General features: G+C 65.6%; 14 protein-coding genes. 6 read left to right on the plus strand and 8 right to left on the minus strand.

The window, feature by feature from the left end:
• Positions 1 to 143: 143 nt before the first annotated feature.
• The 5 genes from IWC96_RS16215 to IWC96_RS06485 all read right to left on the minus strand — a co-directional run bounded on the left by IWC96_RS16215 (position 144) and on the right by IWC96_RS06485 (position 2,264).
• Positions 144 to 929 (minus strand): HEPN domain-containing protein, encoded by a 786-nt coding sequence (locus IWC96_RS16215; protein WP_370541108.1) that lies wholly within the window; start codon positions 927 to 929, stop codon positions 144 to 146.
• Entirely contained in the window at positions 839 to 1,141 is a 303-nt protein-coding gene (locus IWC96_RS15950; RefSeq protein ID WP_231378935.1) for a hypothetical protein, read from the minus strand. The genes IWC96_RS16215 and IWC96_RS15950 overlap by 91 nt, the downstream gene beginning before the upstream one ends.
• Entirely contained in the window at positions 1,135 to 1,410 is a 276-nt protein-coding gene (locus IWC96_RS06475; RefSeq protein ID WP_045318994.1) for a conjugal transfer protein TraD, read from the minus strand. Before IWC96_RS06475 ends, IWC96_RS15950 begins: the two co-directional genes overlap by 7 nt.
• Position 1,411: 1 nt before the next feature.
• Positions 1,412 to 1,714 carry a conjugal transfer protein TraD gene (gene traD / locus IWC96_RS06480; RefSeq protein WP_021697220.1) on the minus strand — a complete coding sequence of 101 codons (303 nt, stop codon included), beginning with the start codon at positions 1,712 to 1,714 and terminating at the stop codon, positions 1,412 to 1,414.
• 112 nt (positions 1,715 to 1,826) lie between these two features.
• Positions 1,827 to 2,264: a MucR family transcriptional regulator gene (locus tag IWC96_RS06485; RefSeq protein ID WP_021697221.1), complete on the minus strand. Its 438-nt coding sequence runs from the start codon at positions 2,262 to 2,264 to the stop codon at positions 1,827 to 1,829.
• Between the two features lie 206 nt (positions 2,265 to 2,470).
• Between IWC96_RS06485 and traA the strand changes: the two genes are divergently transcribed.
• The 4 genes from traA (at position 2,471) to IWC96_RS06505 (ending at position 9,669) form a co-directional block, all read left to right on the plus strand.
• A complete protein-coding gene (traA, locus tag IWC96_RS06490) occupies positions 2,471 to 4,684 on the plus strand; it encodes a Ti-type conjugative transfer relaxase TraA (protein WP_021697222.1) in 2,214 nt (737 codons plus the stop codon).
• 96 nt (positions 4,685 to 4,780) lie between these two features.
• Entirely contained in the window at positions 4,781 to 5,092 is a 312-nt protein-coding gene (locus tag IWC96_RS06495; protein ID WP_021697223.1) for a hypothetical protein, read from the plus strand.
• 25 nt (positions 5,093 to 5,117) lie between these two features.
• Entirely contained in the window at positions 5,118 to 9,314 is a 4,197-nt protein-coding gene (locus tag IWC96_RS06500) for an RHS repeat-associated core domain-containing protein (protein ID WP_021697224.1), read from the plus strand.
• On the plus strand, positions 9,286 to 9,669 hold the full coding sequence (locus IWC96_RS06505) for a hypothetical protein (protein WP_148291461.1): 384 nt from the start codon (positions 9,286 to 9,288) through the stop codon (positions 9,667 to 9,669). The genes IWC96_RS06500 and IWC96_RS06505 overlap by 29 nt, the downstream gene beginning before the upstream one ends.
• 466 nt (positions 9,670 to 10,135) lie before the next feature.
• On the opposite strand, the gene queA is transcribed toward IWC96_RS06505, so the two are convergent.
• Complete coding sequence (gene queA / locus IWC96_RS06510) at positions 10,136 to 11,206, minus strand: tRNA preQ1(34) S-adenosylmethionine ribosyltransferase-isomerase QueA (protein WP_196838605.1); 1,071 nt, start codon at positions 11,204 to 11,206, stop codon at positions 10,136 to 10,138.
• A gap of 85 nt (positions 11,207 to 11,291) precedes the next feature.
• Between queA and IWC96_RS06515 the strand changes: the two genes are divergently transcribed.
• Both IWC96_RS06515 and IWC96_RS06520 read left to right on the plus strand, forming a co-directional pair.
• Positions 11,292 to 12,329 (plus strand): mechanosensitive ion channel family protein, encoded by a 1,038-nt coding sequence (locus IWC96_RS06515; protein ID WP_045318995.1) that lies wholly within the window; start codon positions 11,292 to 11,294, stop codon positions 12,327 to 12,329.
• Between the two features lie 76 nt (positions 12,330 to 12,405).
• Positions 12,406 to 13,656: an Nramp family divalent metal transporter gene (locus tag IWC96_RS06520; protein WP_021697227.1), complete on the plus strand. Its 1,251-nt coding sequence runs from the start codon at positions 12,406 to 12,408 to the stop codon at positions 13,654 to 13,656.
• A gap of 178 nt (positions 13,657 to 13,834) precedes the next feature.
• On the opposite strand, the gene IWC96_RS06525 is transcribed toward IWC96_RS06520, so the two are convergent.
• Together IWC96_RS06525 and IWC96_RS06530 are read right to left on the minus strand one after the other, a co-directional pair.
• A complete protein-coding gene (locus IWC96_RS06525) occupies positions 13,835 to 15,172 on the minus strand; it encodes an N-succinylarginine dihydrolase (protein ID WP_021697228.1) in 1,338 nt (445 codons plus the stop codon).
• Positions 15,169 to 15,438, minus strand: coding sequence for a hypothetical protein (locus IWC96_RS06530; RefSeq protein WP_148291462.1), 270 nt, complete (start codon positions 15,436 to 15,438; stop codon positions 15,169 to 15,171). The genes IWC96_RS06525 and IWC96_RS06530 overlap by 4 nt, the downstream gene beginning before the upstream one ends.
• Positions 15,439 to 15,522 lie beyond the last annotated feature (84 nt).

Here is a 15,522-nt window from a genome sequence, read left to right on the forward strand (position 1 = left end):
AGAACTCGTAGAACAGAGCCGACTGATCGACCCGCCGCTCACCCATCATCGCTGCACCTCCGGCTTCAACGACCAGAGTGAATCAGTGACGAGCCCTCATGCCAATTGCCAACGCGGGCCTTTTTCAACGAAATCGGCGCTTTTCAGCCTTCGTCGGCACCCAAATGATCTAGGCGGTTCCGGCAGATCGTTTCGACCGTATCCTCGAGCACCCGAAGTCGCTCTAGCATCCAAGCGAGTTCCTCGGGAGTCACTCGATAATGCTCTGAGTACCGCGCCTTTACGTATGCCGCACGGAGCAGTTCGAAGCATCGCTTCTGAAACTTTGTCTCAGTCGGCCAGGCATCTGCTAACCGCGCATCAATCGGTTCGGCCGCGTTTCGCAGGCGAACAAGATTGTGGGACTTCGGCGTATAGAGCGTCGCGGCCAACAAAACGGCGTTGTAAAAATTCTCGGCGGCTTGGTGGAGATGAAACGCAGCTAGGCTGTTCCATTGATTTTCGATGTCCAGTCGCGCGTGCGTGATAAAGCGGCTCGCTGCCATCATATGCTCGCCGTAATACTTCTCCGCCTCCTTGACTGCTGTTTCGCTCGGCAACGGCTGAGGGTCAACGAACGGATTATTCGGCTCTTCAAACAGCACCACGCCCTCGCGCACGATGTCGGCGAAGAAATACCGCCCCTGAGCCAGTGCATTGTTCACGTCATCCAGCGAATGGATGATCAGGTCAGCCGGAGTGCGAAGATTGGCTCCAGAAGCGAGGTCTGCGCGCAGTCGCTTCTCGGCGCCTTCCCAGAACTCCAGCCCATCCGTAAGGTTCTCGTCGCTGACCACGATCAGCAGATCGAAGTCGGAGAAGTAGCGACCGACCGGGTCCTCGACCCAATCACCACGCGCGTATGATCCGTATAGGATGACCTTGAGAATCTGGCCGTCTTTACGCCTTTTGCGCGGCGATTGGCGATGGCTTTGCGAAACTCGTCCTTGATCACGCCGAGCACGTGGTTCAACTCGCGGCGCTTTCCGAGCGGCAGATGTTCGAGACTCGTTTTCATCTCACGAGTCTTCCCCTTACCGCCGCGCTTCGCAAGGCGAAGCTCCTCGCGGCCGGCCCGGTGGTATTCGCGGCGGATCACCATGGGGCCAGAGCTTCGTCGTTGGCGGACTCCTTGTCACCCCCAAAGCCGCGTCGGCCTTTTCGTTTCAGGACCCCCAGAGCTGTGTCTCGCCGGTCGGATTGCAGCAGTTCGGAGACGAGCAGGAGGCCGCCGAACAGGACGGTGCGGTCATCGCCAGTCAGTTCGACCAGCTTGGCCTTCTGAACGAGCCCGCCCAGTTCAATCAGCCTGCGCGTGCGGGCGCGGCGGTCGGCCTTTCGCTCGTGCCGATGTGCGCGCGCCAGAACCATCTCAGCCCGCCGCCTGAGCGCCGGGAGTCTGGCCAGCTGTCTGGCGAGCGCGGTCAGGTTTGCCCGGAGCCTTGCGTTCGCCGCGAAAGAACCGCTCGCCGTCTCGCTTCCAGACGGCGCGGACCGCGCCGTCCCGTTCAGCGGCCATGGCCAACAGAGCGCCAGCCAAGGTGTCCATGTCGAGGGCGTCGGCGCCGGCGGCGCCGACCAGCTCGCCAAGCTGAGTGACGCGCCTGGCTTTCAGCGCCGAGGCGCGTTCGGCCAGCGCGGCCAGCTCTGCATCAATGTCCCTTGGCTTGCGCATCCTGCTCCCTCCGGTGCGATGGACTGGCGGAGAATAGCGGGTGCGGACTCCGTGTGCGCATCCGTAAGCCTACGGTGGCCGCGCGCGGGCGCAGATGCGCCCGCGCGTACGCTCACGCCTTGGGCTTTCGCGGTTTCCTGGCGGGCTTTCGCCCGCCTTGGCCGAGGCCCATGGACTTGGCCAGTTCGGAGCGGGCCTTGGCGTAGTTGGGCGCCACCATCGGATAATCCGACGGGAGGCCCCACTTCGCCCGGTATTCCTCCGGCGTCATGTCGTACTTGGTGGACAGGTGGCGCTTGAGCGACTTGTACTTGGACCCGTCCTCAAGGCTGATGATGTAGTCCGGCGTGACGCTCCTGCGGATCGGCACCGCCGGGGCCTGCGGCTCCACTTCCGGCTCTAATCCCGACGGCATTCCCGCCAGCACCGCGTGCACGCTGGTGATCAGGTTCGCCAGGGCGTCCGGCGCCACGGCATTGTTCGACACATAGGCAGAGACGATGTCGGTGGTCATGCCGACCAGATCGGCCTCAGGGCGGGTCTCATCCATGGAATGCGGTCTCCAGAGCGCAGGTAAGCTGAGCGTCGCAAGTTGCACGGACGCCGTGTGCTTGCAAACCGGTCAGCTTCATTAAGAGGGTGGAGGCTCTTCCGTAGCCCTACGGGTCGCGAAGCGCCCCTCACGACGGACAGGATGTCCGGAGTGCGCGCTTATACGTCGTTCCGACGTGCGCTTTGCTTCGGAGCAGAGCCCCGGTGGCGATCTACCACTTCTCCGCCAAGGTCATCGCCCGCTCGGCGGGCCGCAGCGCCGTGGCGGCGGCGGCCTATCGCTCGGCGTCCCGTCTCTACGACGAGCGCACCGAGCGGCCTTGCGACTACACACGCAAGTCGGGCGTGCTGCATTCCGAGATCATGGCGCCGGCGCACGCGCCCGAGCGCTGGCAGGACCGGCAGGCGCTTTGGAACGAGGTGGAGTGGGGCGAGAAGCGCAAGGACGCCCAACTGGCCCGCGAGATCGAGTTCGCCCTGCCGCGAGAGATGCAGCCGGACGACGCCATCGAACTGGCCCGGTCCTTCGTCCAGCGCGAGTTCGTGGACCGGGGGATGGTCGCTGACCTGAACGTCCACTGCGACATCGGCGAGGACGGCCTGCCCAGACCCCATGCCCACGTGATGCTGGCCATGCGCGGGGTCACCAGGGACGGCTTCGGCGCCAAGGTGCGGGACTGGAACAGCACCGCCCTCCTGGAGCACTGGCGCGAGGCCTGGGCCGAGCATGTGAACGAGCGATTGGCCCAGCTGGACCTGGACATCCGCATCGATCACCGCAGCCTGCATGACCAGGGCATTGACCTTGAGCCCCAGCCGAAGATCGGCCCGGCCGCCACGCGGTTGGAGGCGCGCGGCCGGGCCTCGGAACGGATTGAAGATCACCGGGCCGTCGCCCGCAGGAACGGCGACCTTATCATCCGCGATCCGGCTCACGCCCTGGAGGCGCTGACCTACAATCAGGCGAGCTTCAGCCGCCATGACCTGGCCCGGTTCGTGTTCGCGCGCACGGATGGCAAGGACCAGTTTGACCAAGCCATGGGAGCCATCCTGTCGTCACGCGCTCTGGTGCGTCTGGGTGAGGACGAGCGCGGCCGCGAGCGCTTCACCAGCGCCGACATTGTGCGGGCGGAGCAGACGCTGATCCGCGCCGCCGATGGATTGGCGGGCGGCAACCATCACCCCGTGAGCGAAAGGGCCGTCAGCGCAGCGGCGCGCGTTGTCCAACACGGCGACCGGCCGCTCACCAAGGATCAGGTTCTGGCCTTGAGCCACGTGCTTCAAAGCGACGGCCTGTCGGCCGTGGTCGGCTACGCCGGGACCGGCAAGAGCGCCATGCTAGGGGCGGCGCGTCTGGCGTGGGAGGCGCAGGGGTATCGGGTGCGGGGCGCGGCGCTGTCTGGCATCGCCGCAGAGAGCCTTGAGAAGGGCTCGGGGATCGCCTCGCGCACGCTGGCCAGCCTGGAGTACGCATGGGCGCGGGACCGGGACCGTCTGACGGCCAACGACGTGCTGGTGATCGACGAGGCGGGCATGGCGGGGACGCGGCAGATGGCGCGCATCCTGAACGAAGCGATGCTCTCCGGCGCCAAGGTGGTGCTGGCCGGGGATCCGGAACAGTTGCAGGCCATTGAGGCGGGCGCGCCGTTCCGCAGGGTGGTGGAGCGCCACGGCGCCGCCGAGATCACCGAGGTACTCAGGCAGAGAACGGACTGGCAGCGGCAGGCGACGCGCGAGCTGGCCACGGGCGGCACGGCGGAGGCGCTGGCCCGCTATGAACAGGCCGGTGCGGTCACGGGCCATGACACCCGCACCGATGCGCGCGCGGCGCTGGTGGCGGAGTGGGCGGATGACCGGCGGCGCAATCCAGCCGCCTCACGCATGATGATGGCCTACACCCGCGCGGACGTGGCCGAGCTCAACCGGCTGGCGCGGGCGGCGCTGAGGGCCGACGGCGCCTTGGGCGACGATCAGGTGATGGAGACCCCGCGAGGGCCGGTCGCGTTCGCCGCCGGGGACCGGGTGATGTTCATCAGGAACGAGCGGTCGCTGGGGGTGAAGAACGGGACGCTGGGGACACTGGTCCGCATCAGCGGATCAGAGCTAGAGGTGAGGCTCGACGACGCCAGAACCTTGCGGTTCGACCGCAAGGACTATGCGGACCTAGCGCACGGCTACGCCGCCACCATCCACAAGGTCCAAGGCGCAACCTTCGACGAGGCCTATGTGCTGGCCAGTTCGCACATGGACCGGCATGCGGCGTATGTGGCCATGAGCCGTCACAGGGATGCGGTGAGTTTGCGGTTTGGGCGCGAGGAGTTTGCGGAAACCATAGTTCTCGCTCTGGGGTTGGGGCGCAGTCCGGCGAAGAGCGGCCAAGCTGTTGAGCGGCACCAGGAAAGAGACTCCGGCAGGTAGCACCTGCCCATTTTACACGCTTAACGCGCGACAATTCGCTTGACGGATGAGCGTTGCCAATCCAGCGTTCGGTTAGTCCCAGCGCGGAGATTGAGCATGCTGAGAATCCTGACGCTCAGCGCTGTTCTGGGCATGTCTGCTTCGGTGGCAGCAGCCCAAGAGACGACCACCTACACCTATGACGTTCATGGCCGGCTCATTGGAGCGAGCCGGAGCACGGGTCCCAACACCGCCTATGCCTACGACGGCGGCGACAGCCGCACCTCCAGGGTGACCACGGGTGCGTCATCGCTCATGGCGGAGCCGAACCCGGAAACGGCGAACGCTGACCCGAACGAGCCGGATGCCGCGGACGGCGCTGATGCACTCGTTACGCCTACGCAGGACGAAGCCGAACACGACGACTGAAGAAATTCACGGCCGGGAGGGGCTCATGGGCTGGACCAACACTTCGCGCACGCTGTTGATGACGGGCGCGGCGGCCATTGGGCTGATCTGCGCCAATCCGGCGCTGGCCCAGCAGCAGGTGGTGCCGCCGGAGCACTATTCCCTGGATGGACGCGGTGTGGATCTGGTTCGTGGCCAGTTCATTCATGTGGCTGAAGAGGTGGTGATCGGTCAGCCGGGGAACGGCGGCATCGTCCATGGCCGCGTCTACACCGGAGATGGCTGGCGCGATCTTCTGTCTGGCACGATCATCACGGCCGGCTCCCGCTACACCGTCAGCCTGGGTGGAATCTCGGAGATATTCTTCCGCTCGGGGTCGACCTTCACGCCGCAGTCCAATCGGGGCGCGACGCTAGTCCAGTCCGGTAACCAGTACATCTTCACCACCTCGGACGGCATGGTGGCAGTTTACAATACGCTGCTGGCCAATACGACCAACCCTTGGCCTGACAGCCACGCGCTAATCGAGTCCATCACCCAGCCTGCAGGCGAGAGGGTGAATTTCAACTACGCCACCATGCCCTACTGCGCTGACAATCCGCCCGGTCCGGACTGTCAGGACTGGCGTGAGGCGCTTCGGCTTCAGTCCGTGACCAACAATCGCGGGTATCAGGTCAACTTCTCGTATCAGACCCCGGGTCTGAACGATCCGGCTGATGTCTACTTCCAGCGGATCGGGGCGGGCGGGATCAACCTGGCGGTCGAGTATTGCAATCCAAACGGGCCGATCTGTTCCGGCGTGACCCACACCTGGCCCAGTGTGACCTACGCAGCGGGGACTGCGCCGTTCGAGGAGCTGGTCACCGACCAGTCCGGCCGCACGACGACCTACCGCTTCAGTTCGATCAACGCCTTCCGCATGACCGGGCTGCGCCTGCCCGGCTCGACTGCGGACGACGTCACCATGACCTACACCGGATCGGGACTGGGGCTGGCGACCATAACCGTCGCCGGCTCCACCTGGGCTTATGCAAGGACCACCAGTGGGGGAACGCAAACTACGACCACCACCAATCCGGACGCCAGTACGACCGTGGCCATAGCGGACGCCAGCCTGCGCCAGTTGACGTCTTTCCGTAACGAACTGAACCAGACCACGACCTTCCAATACGACACGCAGGGACGGCTGGAGCGAACCACCCTGCCTGAAGGCAACTACGCCCAGTACGGTTACGACAACCGGGGCAACGTCACCTCGGTGACCCAGGTCGCCAAATCGGGTTCAAGTCTCGCCAACATTGTGACCACGGCGGCCTATCCGGCCACCTGCTCGAACCCGGTCATTTGCAACCGACCCACCAGCGTCACGGACGCCCGGGGAAACACCACCAACTTTACTTACGACGCCAGCCACGGCGGGGTGCTGACCATCACTGCTCCCGCCCCCACGACCGGGGCAGCCCGGCCGCAGACCCGGTTCGAGTACTGGACGACACGCGCCTGGTACTACACCGCGCCGGGAACGATCTCGTCCGCCCCGACCCAGGTGACCCTGCCCCGCGAAACCCGCGCCTGCGTCACCGGCGCCTCCTGCACCAACGCAGCCAACGAGGTGGTGACCACCCTCTTCTATGGCTCGGGAGGGACCACTTCGCCCACGAACCGGCTGCCCACCAGCGTCAACCAGCGCTCGGGAACCAGCAGCGTCACGGCCACCACGGCCTTCACCTATACCCCGAACGGCGACCTGGCCTCGGTCAACGGTCCGCTATCGGGAACCACGGACACCGCCTATTACCGCTACGACGTGGCGCGCCAGTTGATCGGCCTGATCGGGCCGGACCCGGATGGGACCGGACCACTGCTGCGCCGAGCCCAGCGTTACACCTACAATCCGCGCGGCCAGGTGACCCTGACCGAGCAGGGCACGGTGACCGGCCTGACCGATCCCAACTGGGCGGCCTTCGTCACGCTTCAGCGCCAGGCCAACCAGTACGATACGTATGGCCGTCCGACCCATACCCGTGTCCAGAGCTCAAACGGAACGACCCGCGCGCTCAGCCAGGTCAGCTATGACGCGCGTGGCCGGGTGGACTGCGTGGTCACGCGCATGAATCCGGCCACCTTCGCCAGCCCCCCGGCCGCCTGCAGTCTGGGGACGACCGGCTCGTTCGGACAGGACCGGATTGTCCGCTACGGTTATAACGTGGCCAGCCGGGTCACCAGCCTGACCAGCGGTCACAACTCCAGCGCGCCCATCACCCAGAACCTCACCTGGACCCACAACGGCCAGCTGGCCACCGCCCAGGATGGCGACGGCAATCTCTCGACCTGGATTTATGACGGCTTCGACCGGGTCTATCGGCTGCGGTTCCCCAATCCGTCGTCCAGCGGCAGTTCGACCTCGGACTATGGGCAGTACACCTACGATGCCAACTCCAACGTCACCACCTACCGCTCACGCGGGAACCAGACCTTCACCTCGACCTACGACAATCTGAACCGCCGGACCCTCCTCACCACGCCGGGGACTATGGCCAACGTCACCTATGCCTACGACAATCTGAGCCGCCCGACCTCGGTCAGCCAACCGGGCCACGCCGTCACCTACGCCTGGGACGTCCTGAACCGGCTGACCAGCCAGACCGATCCGCTGGGAACCTTCGCGTTCCAGTACGACGCGGCCGGCCGTCGGACACGCATCACCTGGCCGGATGCCTTCTACGCTCAGTATGACTGGAACCTGTACGGCCAGGTTACGGCGGTCAGGGAAAACGGCGCCTCTTCCGGCGCCGGGGTGCTGGCGCAATACGCCTATGACAACCTCGGCCGCCGCACCGGCATCACCCGCGGCAACGGGGTGCCCACCAGCTATGGCTATGACGACATCGGCCGTCTGACCTCCATCGTGCACAACCTGGCCGGAACGGCCCAGGATGTGACCTTCACCATGGGCTACAACCCGGCGAGTCAGGTCACCAGCCGAACCATCAACAACAATCTCTACGCCCATGTGCCGGCGAACGAGAGCACCACCTACACAGTCAACGGCCGCAATGAGATCACTGCGGCGGGCGGCACGACCTTCACCTATGACGCCAACCGCAACCTGACCTACGACGGCGTGCGGACCTATGCCTATGACGCGGCAAATCGGATGACGTCGGCCGGAGGTGTAAACTTCACCTACGATCCGCTCGGCCAGCCCTATGGCTACGGGGCGATGTCCTTGCAGACCGTAGGGGGAGAGCGCTTGGGGATGGTCACTACCTCCACAGGCGCGCTCTATCGCCGGTTCGTCCCGGGCGCAGCAATGGACGAGCTGGCCAGTTACAACAACGGACCGGGCACCGGCGCGCGCAGTTGGCTGTTGACCGATCACCAGAACTCCGTGGTAGGGCTCAGCAACGCTTCGGGTGTGGGCACCGGCATCAACACCTACGACGAGTACGGCCGCCCTGGTGCCGGGAACGTTGAGTTCGTTCAGTACACCGGGCAGCTCACCGCGTCTGCGGCCTGGGGCCTCTACAACCACCGCAACCGCTTCTACAGCGCCGCGATCGGGCGGTTCATGCAAACCGATCCAATCGGGTATGGTGACGGGCTGAACCTGTATGGATACGTCGCAAATGATCCGTTGAACCGTATTGATCCGTGGGGATTGGACAGCATACTTATAAGAGTTTGCCGGTCGGAGTCGCGGTGGGGACCACCTACCAGTGAGGGTCCCCGTGAGGTTCAATTCGTCCTAATATGCGAAGATCAGTGGGTTAACTTCCCCGGGAGGCCAAGCCCCCCGGGCGGCACAGCTGAACAGCCCATCGTGCAACCCGATGGGGTAAGCATTGATGACCTGATCTGCCGGGCCGGGCAATTGTACACTCCAAGATTGCCTCATGGGTCTATCGGACTAACACCCGAGCAGATGCTATTTGAAGGTGGTTCCCGCTGGTTTAATTTAGTTAAGCCAGGAGGTGATTGGGACTTCAAGACAAGGAGTTCAGTATACGAGGGCTATGGCAATTTCGCATATGGCGCGACCGGCACAGCGTTGGGGCTCCCTGAGTCGGTGCTGCTGCGTGGAGCAGGTTGGGGACAGACACACTACAACGCTCCTGGCCGCGGTTATGATCCGCAGTGGGGAAACTGGCGGGGTTCCGCTCCTTACGGAGATGATCCGGCGGATCAAACGAGCATACAACGGGGAATCGAATATGCACAAGCAAACCCATGTCCAACTTAGATCCCTAGCAGCGACGATGACAATAGTACTGCTCACAGCAGGTTGCTCTCAGAAGCAAAATGATCAAAATCAGGTCGATTATATAGCCATCGATGAAAGCACGGAACTGTCTATAACACGGAGTCTTCAAGGTGGTGCGGCGGGTTCTTCATGGACTTATGCAGCACTTAAGAGGCAAGATGATTTGGCGTCTATTCCAATAGCGGAATTCGACACGCTGCATCGCATCGAATTACGCTCGTTGCAGGGTGCGACTGTCCATCTGTGCTACGACGGAACTCCGCTTTATCTGAGCAAGGGAGTAGATTTTATGCGCGCCGGCGCAGCCTATCAGTTCCTGTGGGAAGCCTGTTAGGGGTTTATCTCGGCATTTGGTGGTCATTTTGCTACGCGCCGAACCCGCGACCTTCGCTGAGCTTAGCCTGCTAGGGTCCGCGCCTGGTCATTTCTGTCGCTGGGCGACAACTCCTCCGGGCTGCCGCTCCATGTGTCCTGACTTCGACATTCAATCCAGCTAGCCAAATCACGCCCCGGCCAATCTGTAACGAACCCTTGGCCAGTGTTCTGCTAGGCAAGGAATTTCCGTGCCGCCAGTTTCGGGTTGTAGTTCCTCATCGAACGGGACCTCTACTTCTACCTTCGGCACCTGGATTTTAGACGCAACTGCCCGTCTGCGATGCTAGCTTGGTATCCAACTGCATTCGCGTCTGCGCCGACAGGGCTGAGCTGCACAGCAGCTACACAGCCATTCGGTGCTCGAAATGAATTCGATAATTTAGTAGCTTGGTCATTCCCCCTCTCCCTCAAGGGGAGAAGGAAGGTCAGGCCCGGAACAGCAGGCTGCCGTCGCCGTAGGAATAGAAGCGGTAGCCGGTGTCCACCGCGTGGGCGTAGGCGGCCTTCATGGTTTCGGTTCCGGCGAAGGCGCTGACCAGCATGAACAGGGTCGAGCGGGGCAGGTGGAAATTGGTCATCAGCACGTCGGCGGCGCGGAAGCGGTAGCCGGGGGTGATGAAGATGGCGGTGGCGTCGCTGTAGGGGCGGATGACGCCGTCCTCGTCGGCGGCGCTTTCCAGCAGCCGCAGGGAGGTGGTGCCGACGCAGACGATGCGGCCGCCCGCGGCGCGCACGGCGTTGAGAGCGGCGGCGCTTTCCGGCGAGACCTCGCCGGTTTCGGCGTGCATGCGGTGGTCGGCGACGTTGTCCGCCTTGACCGGCAGGAAGGTGCCCGCGCCCACGTGCAGGGTGACGGCGTGGGTGGAGACGCCGCGCGCCGCCAGCGCCGCCATCAGCTCCGGCGTGAAATGCAGGCCCGCCGTGGGGGCGGCGACCGATCCGTCGTGGCGGGCGAAGAGGGTCTGGTAGTCGATGCGGTCCTGGTCGTCCTCGGGCCGCTTGGCGGCGATATAGGGAGGCAGGGGCATGACGCCCGCCTCGCGGATGGCGTCGTCCAGCGCCGGGCCGGCCAGGTCGAAGGCGAGGGTGATCAGGCCGTCCTCGCCCTTGTCCACCACGCGGGCGTCCAGCCGTCCGACCAGGCAGGCGCCGTCGGCGGTCTTGCCGAACATCACCCGATCGTCGGGCTTGAGCCGCTTGCCGGGCTTCATGAAGGCGGTCCAGCGGTCGGGCGCGGTGCGCTGGTGCAGGGTGGCTTCCACCGGCACGGTCAGGCCGTCGCGGTCGCGCACGCCGTCGAGGCGGGCCGGGATGACCCGGGTGTCGTTGAAGACGAGGGCGTCGCCGGGCTGCAGCAGGTCGGCCAGATCGCGCACGATGCGGTCCTCGATGCGACCGTCGCGCACCACCATCAGGCGGGCGGAATCGCGCGGGCTGACGGGCCGCAGGGCGATGAGGTCCTCGGGGAGGTGAAAATCGAAATCGGCGGTCAGCATGGGCGGCGCAATGGCCACGGGCGCGGCGGCGGGTCAAGGTGGTGTGACGGCGGGAACCTTGGCCGTATTCGCGCGCTGGAGCCGCATGACCGAACTTGGAAGCCTCCAGGCGCTGGAGAAGATCGAGAATGCGCCGGTGCTGCGCCTGGCGGGCACATCCATCACGGCGGGGGGGCTGATTTCCGCAGCCATCATCCTGACGGTGGCGTTGGTGCTGGCGTGGCTGGCCACGCGGGGCATCAAGCGGTTGCGCGCACGGTCCAGCCGCAGCGGCGGTGCGCTGTACCTGCTGGAGAAGCTGGTGGGCTACGGCCTGATCGTGGCGGGGGGCATGCTGGCCCTGTCGGCCACGGGCCTGAACCTGTCCTCGCTGGCGGTGTTCGCCGGGGCGCTGGGCATTGGCGTGGGACTGGGCCTGCAGGGGGTGGTGAAGGAGTTCGTCTCCGGCATTTTCCTGATCTTCGACCGGATGGTCAGCGTGGGTGACTATGTGGAGATCGAGGGCGGGGCGCGCGGCGCCATCATGGAGATCGGGCCACGGGCCACGCGCATCCGCACCAATGACAACATCAACATCCTGGTGCCGAACTCACAGCTGATCGAGCACCCCCTGACCAACTGGACGCTGAAGGGCGACACCCGGCGCATCCACATTCCGTTCTCGGTGGCTTATGGCGCGGACCGGGGGGAGGTGCGGGACGTGGTGCTGGCGGCGGCGCGCGCCTCGCCGTTCACCTCGCCCGAAACGGACGCGCGCAAGTGTCAGGTGTGGCTGGTGAATTTCGGCGAGAGCGGGCTGGATTTCGAGCTGCTGGTGTGGCCGACGCAGGATGCGGTGAAGCGGCCGGCGGCCATGCACGCGGCCTATACCTGGGCCATCGCCGAGGCGCTGGAGCAGGCCGGCATCGAGATTCCGTTCCCGCAGACCGACCTGCGCATCCGCAGCCTGTTCGGCCGCGAGGGCGACGAGGCCATGGAGGTGATGACCACCGGCAAGGCGCCGCGTCCCAAACCGGCGGCCCGCAAGCCGAAGAAGAAAGCCACCACCTCCAGCGAGAACGACGCCGCCGAGGACCTGCTGCTGCCGTCCGCGGCGGAGGCGCCGGAGCCGGACAACAGCTGACGGCTTTCCGCCCCTCCCGCCTTTCGCCGGGACGGGCGGCGTGTATGGATGGACCCCGAGTGGGTGGGGGACAACGATGACCGATGTGACGCCGAAGAACCGCTGGAAGCTGCTGGGGCCCGGCATCGTGGTTGCGGCTACGGGCGTGGGGGCCGGGGATCTGGTGGCGACCCTGATCGCAGGGTCGCGGTTCGGATACGCCCTGCTGTGGGCGGCGATCCTGGGCACGGTGCTGAAGATCGCCCTGGCCGAGGGGGTGGGGCGCTGGAGCCTGGCGACGGGCCGCACCATCTTCGACGGCTGGTCCAGCCTGGGGCCCAAAGGCTTTCCATGGGCGAGCATCTATTTCGGCGTCTATGTGGTGATATGGGGCTTCGTTTACGGGGCCACGGGCATGACGGCGGCGGCCCTGCCGCTGGCGGCCCTGTTCCCGGTGTTCGACCTGATCACCTGGGCCATGATCGCGGGCGTGGCCGGGCTGGTGCTGGTCTGGTTCAATTCCTATCCGGTGTTCGAGAAGATCATGACGGCCCTGGTGGCGGTGATGTTCGTCACGGTGGTGGGGCTGGCGGTGCTGGTCACCCCCGACATCCCCTCCATGCTGCGGGGCCTGATCCCCATGCTGCCGGAGGGCGCGGCCTATTACACCCTGGGTCTGATCGGCGGGGTGGGCGGCACCATCACCATGGCGGCGTACGGCTACTGGATCATGGCCAAGGGCTGGCGCGGGCCGGAGTGGATCCGGGTCATGCGGCTGGACAACCGGGTCGGCTACATCGTCACGGGCATCTTCGTGATCGCCATGCTGATCGTGGGGGCCGAGATTCTCTATGCGGCCGGCATCGCGCTGGGCGGCGGGGACCGGGGTCTGCTGGATCTGGACGAGGTGCTGCGCGAGCGGTTCGGCGATGTGGTGGGGACGCTATTCCTGGTCGGGTTCTTCGCCACCACCTTCTCGTCCCTGATCGGGGTCTGGCACGGAGTCAGCCTGATGTTCGCGGACTTCTTCGCCCATGTGACCAAACGGCAGGGCGACGAGGCGGTGCGCGGCGAGAAGAGCCCGGCGTTCCGGGGCTATCTGCTGTGGCTGACCTTCCCGCCCATGATGCTGCTGTTCCTGGGACGGCCGTTCGGCCTGATCGTGGCCTACGGGGTGCTGGGGGCGCTGTTCATGCCGTTCCTGGCCCTGACGCTGATGTGGCTGCTGAACAGCGAGCGCACGCCGAAGGAGTGGCGCAGCGGCTGGCTGTCCAACGGCATGCTGGCGGCGGCGGCGGCGCTGTTCTGCGTGCTGGCGGGCCGGGAGCTGTGGTCGCTGGTGATGTGATCCCTCTCCCGATGGGAGAGGGCTGCGCGCATGGATGCGTCAGCATCCGTCCTTTGCGCGCAGGGTGAGGGTCGGGTGGATGATTGCTGAGCCGATGCGACCCTCATTCCCCCGCGCAAGGACGAAGCCGCTGCGCGTCTTCGTGTGCGGGTTCCCCCTTCTCCCATCGGGAGAAGGGTCAGGCGCTCTGGAACGGATAGAAGTCGCCGCCGAGGTCGAGGATCTCGGTGAGTTCGTCCAGGGCGCCGCGGGACTCGTCCAGCAGGGCCGGGTCGGCCAGGTCGGCGGGGGTCAGGGCATCCCGGTACCAGGTGGCGGCCCAGATGGAGAGTCGGGCGTAGAGCTCGTCGGTCAGGCGCTGGGCCGGGTTGGCGGCGTCCAGCTCCTCCTCGGTCAGGACCACGCGCAAACGCAGGCAGGCGGGGCCGCCGCCGTTCCGCATGGACTGGCGCACGTCCACATACTCCACCGCGCCGATGGGGCCGTTGCCGGAGACCAGCGTCTCGGCCACGGCGCGCGAGCGGTCGTTGTCGCGGGTCTCGGTGGGGCAGATCAGGGTCAGGCGGTCGCGGCCCGGCAGGGTCACCAGCATGGAGTTGAACAGATAGCTGGAGATGGCGTCGGCCAGCGGCAGCTCCCTGTCGCTGATCTCGATGAACACCGGCTCGAACAGGCCGTCGGCCATGCGGCGGATGGCGTCCTTCGTGCCCGCCGTGTCCTCGAAGGCCAGCTGGTGGAACAGCAGGGCCTCGCGCGTGCCGACGCAGACCACGTCATTGTGGAACGTGCCGCCGGCGATGGCGGCGCGGCTCTGGCGGGCCAGGACGGGGCGGCCGGCGGTGTGACGGCGGACGATGGCTTCGGACGCCTCGCGGGTCTGGCGGGCGGGGAAGGCGCCGTCCCAGGCCTCCCAGGCCTCGCGGCCCCAGACCAGCAGATTGACGCCCGGCTCGCCGTGGTCCGCACACAGGCGCACGTGGTTGGCCGCGCCCTCGTCGGACAGGTGCGGGGCGGCGGGCAGGGGGTCGTGGACCTTGAAGATGTCGCGGTCGGGAAACAGGGCGCGCAGGGCGCGGGTGGTCTGCTCGGCCTCAAGACCCCGGTGCAGGTTGGTGATCAGATTGGCCGGGGTGAAGTGGACGCGGCGGTCCTCGGTGTCGGCGCTGGGCGTTACCGTGGCGGCGTTGGCGGCCCACATGGAGCTGGCCGAGCAGGCGGCGGCGGCGAAGCCGGGCGCGGCGCGCCAGGCTTGCTCCAGCACCGCCTTGTCCGAGCCCGAGAAGCCGAGGCCGCGCAGGAACGGGATGTTGGGGCGCTCGTGGGGCGGCAGGACGAACTGGGGCACGCCCAGATCAGCCAGCAGCTTCATCTTCTGCAGGCCCTGCAGCACGGCGGCGCGGGGGTTGGACGCCTCGCCCTTGTTGAGCGCGCTGGCCAGGTTGCCGGGGGACAGGCCCGCATAGGAGTGGGTGGGGCCGATCAGGCCGTCGGCATTGGCTTCGAAGGCTGAGGTCATGATTCAATCGGGATGATGTAGGGTCCGAGGACGCCGCTGGCTATGAGGAGCGGGGCGGCGAACCGCCAGACCAACCCGCCGATGATCGCGACAACGATCAGCGTCAGAGCGCCCTCGAGCCATTGCCGGTTGGTCAGGAGCGCAATCGCCAAAAGTCCGCCACACCCCCAGAACGTAAAGCACCAGATTTCGATGCGATACGATAAGGGGGGATCGGCGGAAACTATGCTGATCACGACGGTGAAAGTCGCGATGACGGCCGCCATGGTCGCGCAGAAGAATGTGGTTCTCAGGCTTCGAGCTAGGCTCATAGCCGTCGGCTCCGGGCCTATCTTCCGGCTCGGCACCCC

Origin of the sequence: Brevundimonas sp. BAL450, assembly GCF_015767455.1 — a bacterium.
Taxonomy (GTDB): Bacteria; Pseudomonadota; Alphaproteobacteria; order Caulobacterales; family Caulobacteraceae; genus Brevundimonas; species Brevundimonas abyssalis.

Bases quoted from the DNA above. Each gene is read 5' to 3' on its own strand.
- IWC96_RS15950 (WP_231378935.1), bottom strand. From the start codon at position 1,141: ATGGTGATCCGCCGCGAATACCACCGGGCCGGCCGCGAGGAGCTTCGC.
- IWC96_RS06475 (WP_045318994.1), bottom strand. From the start codon at position 1,410: ATGGTTCTGGCGCGCGCACATCGGCACGAGCGAAAGGCCGACCGCCGC.
- traD (WP_021697220.1), bottom strand. From the start codon at position 1,714: ATGCGCAAGCCAAGGGACATTGATGCAGAGCTGGCCGCGCTGGCCGAA.
- IWC96_RS06485 (WP_021697221.1), bottom strand. From the start codon at position 2,264: ATGGATGAGACCCGCCCTGAGGCCGATCTGGTCGGCATGACCACCGAC.
- IWC96_RS06495 (WP_021697223.1), top strand. From the start codon at position 4,781: ATGCTGAGAATCCTGACGCTCAGCGCTGTTCTGGGCATGTCTGCTTCG.
- IWC96_RS06500 (WP_021697224.1), top strand. From the start codon at position 5,118: ATGGGCTGGACCAACACTTCGCGCACGCTGTTGATGACGGGCGCGGCG.
- IWC96_RS06505 (WP_148291461.1), top strand. From the start codon at position 9,286: ATGCACAAGCAAACCCATGTCCAACTTAGATCCCTAGCAGCGACGATG.
- queA (WP_196838605.1), bottom strand. From the start codon at position 11,206: ATGCTGACCGCCGATTTCGATTTTCACCTCCCCGAGGACCTCATCGCC.
- IWC96_RS06515 (WP_045318995.1), top strand. From the start codon at position 11,292: ATGACCGAACTTGGAAGCCTCCAGGCGCTGGAGAAGATCGAGAATGCG.
- IWC96_RS06520 (WP_021697227.1), top strand. From the start codon at position 12,406: ATGACCGATGTGACGCCGAAGAACCGCTGGAAGCTGCTGGGGCCCGGC.
- IWC96_RS06525 (WP_021697228.1), bottom strand. From the start codon at position 15,172: ATGACCTCAGCCTTCGAAGCCAATGCCGACGGCCTGATCGGCCCCACC.
- IWC96_RS06530 (WP_148291462.1), bottom strand. From the start codon at position 15,438: ATGGCGGCCGTCATCGCGACTTTCACCGTCGTGATCAGCATAGTTTCC.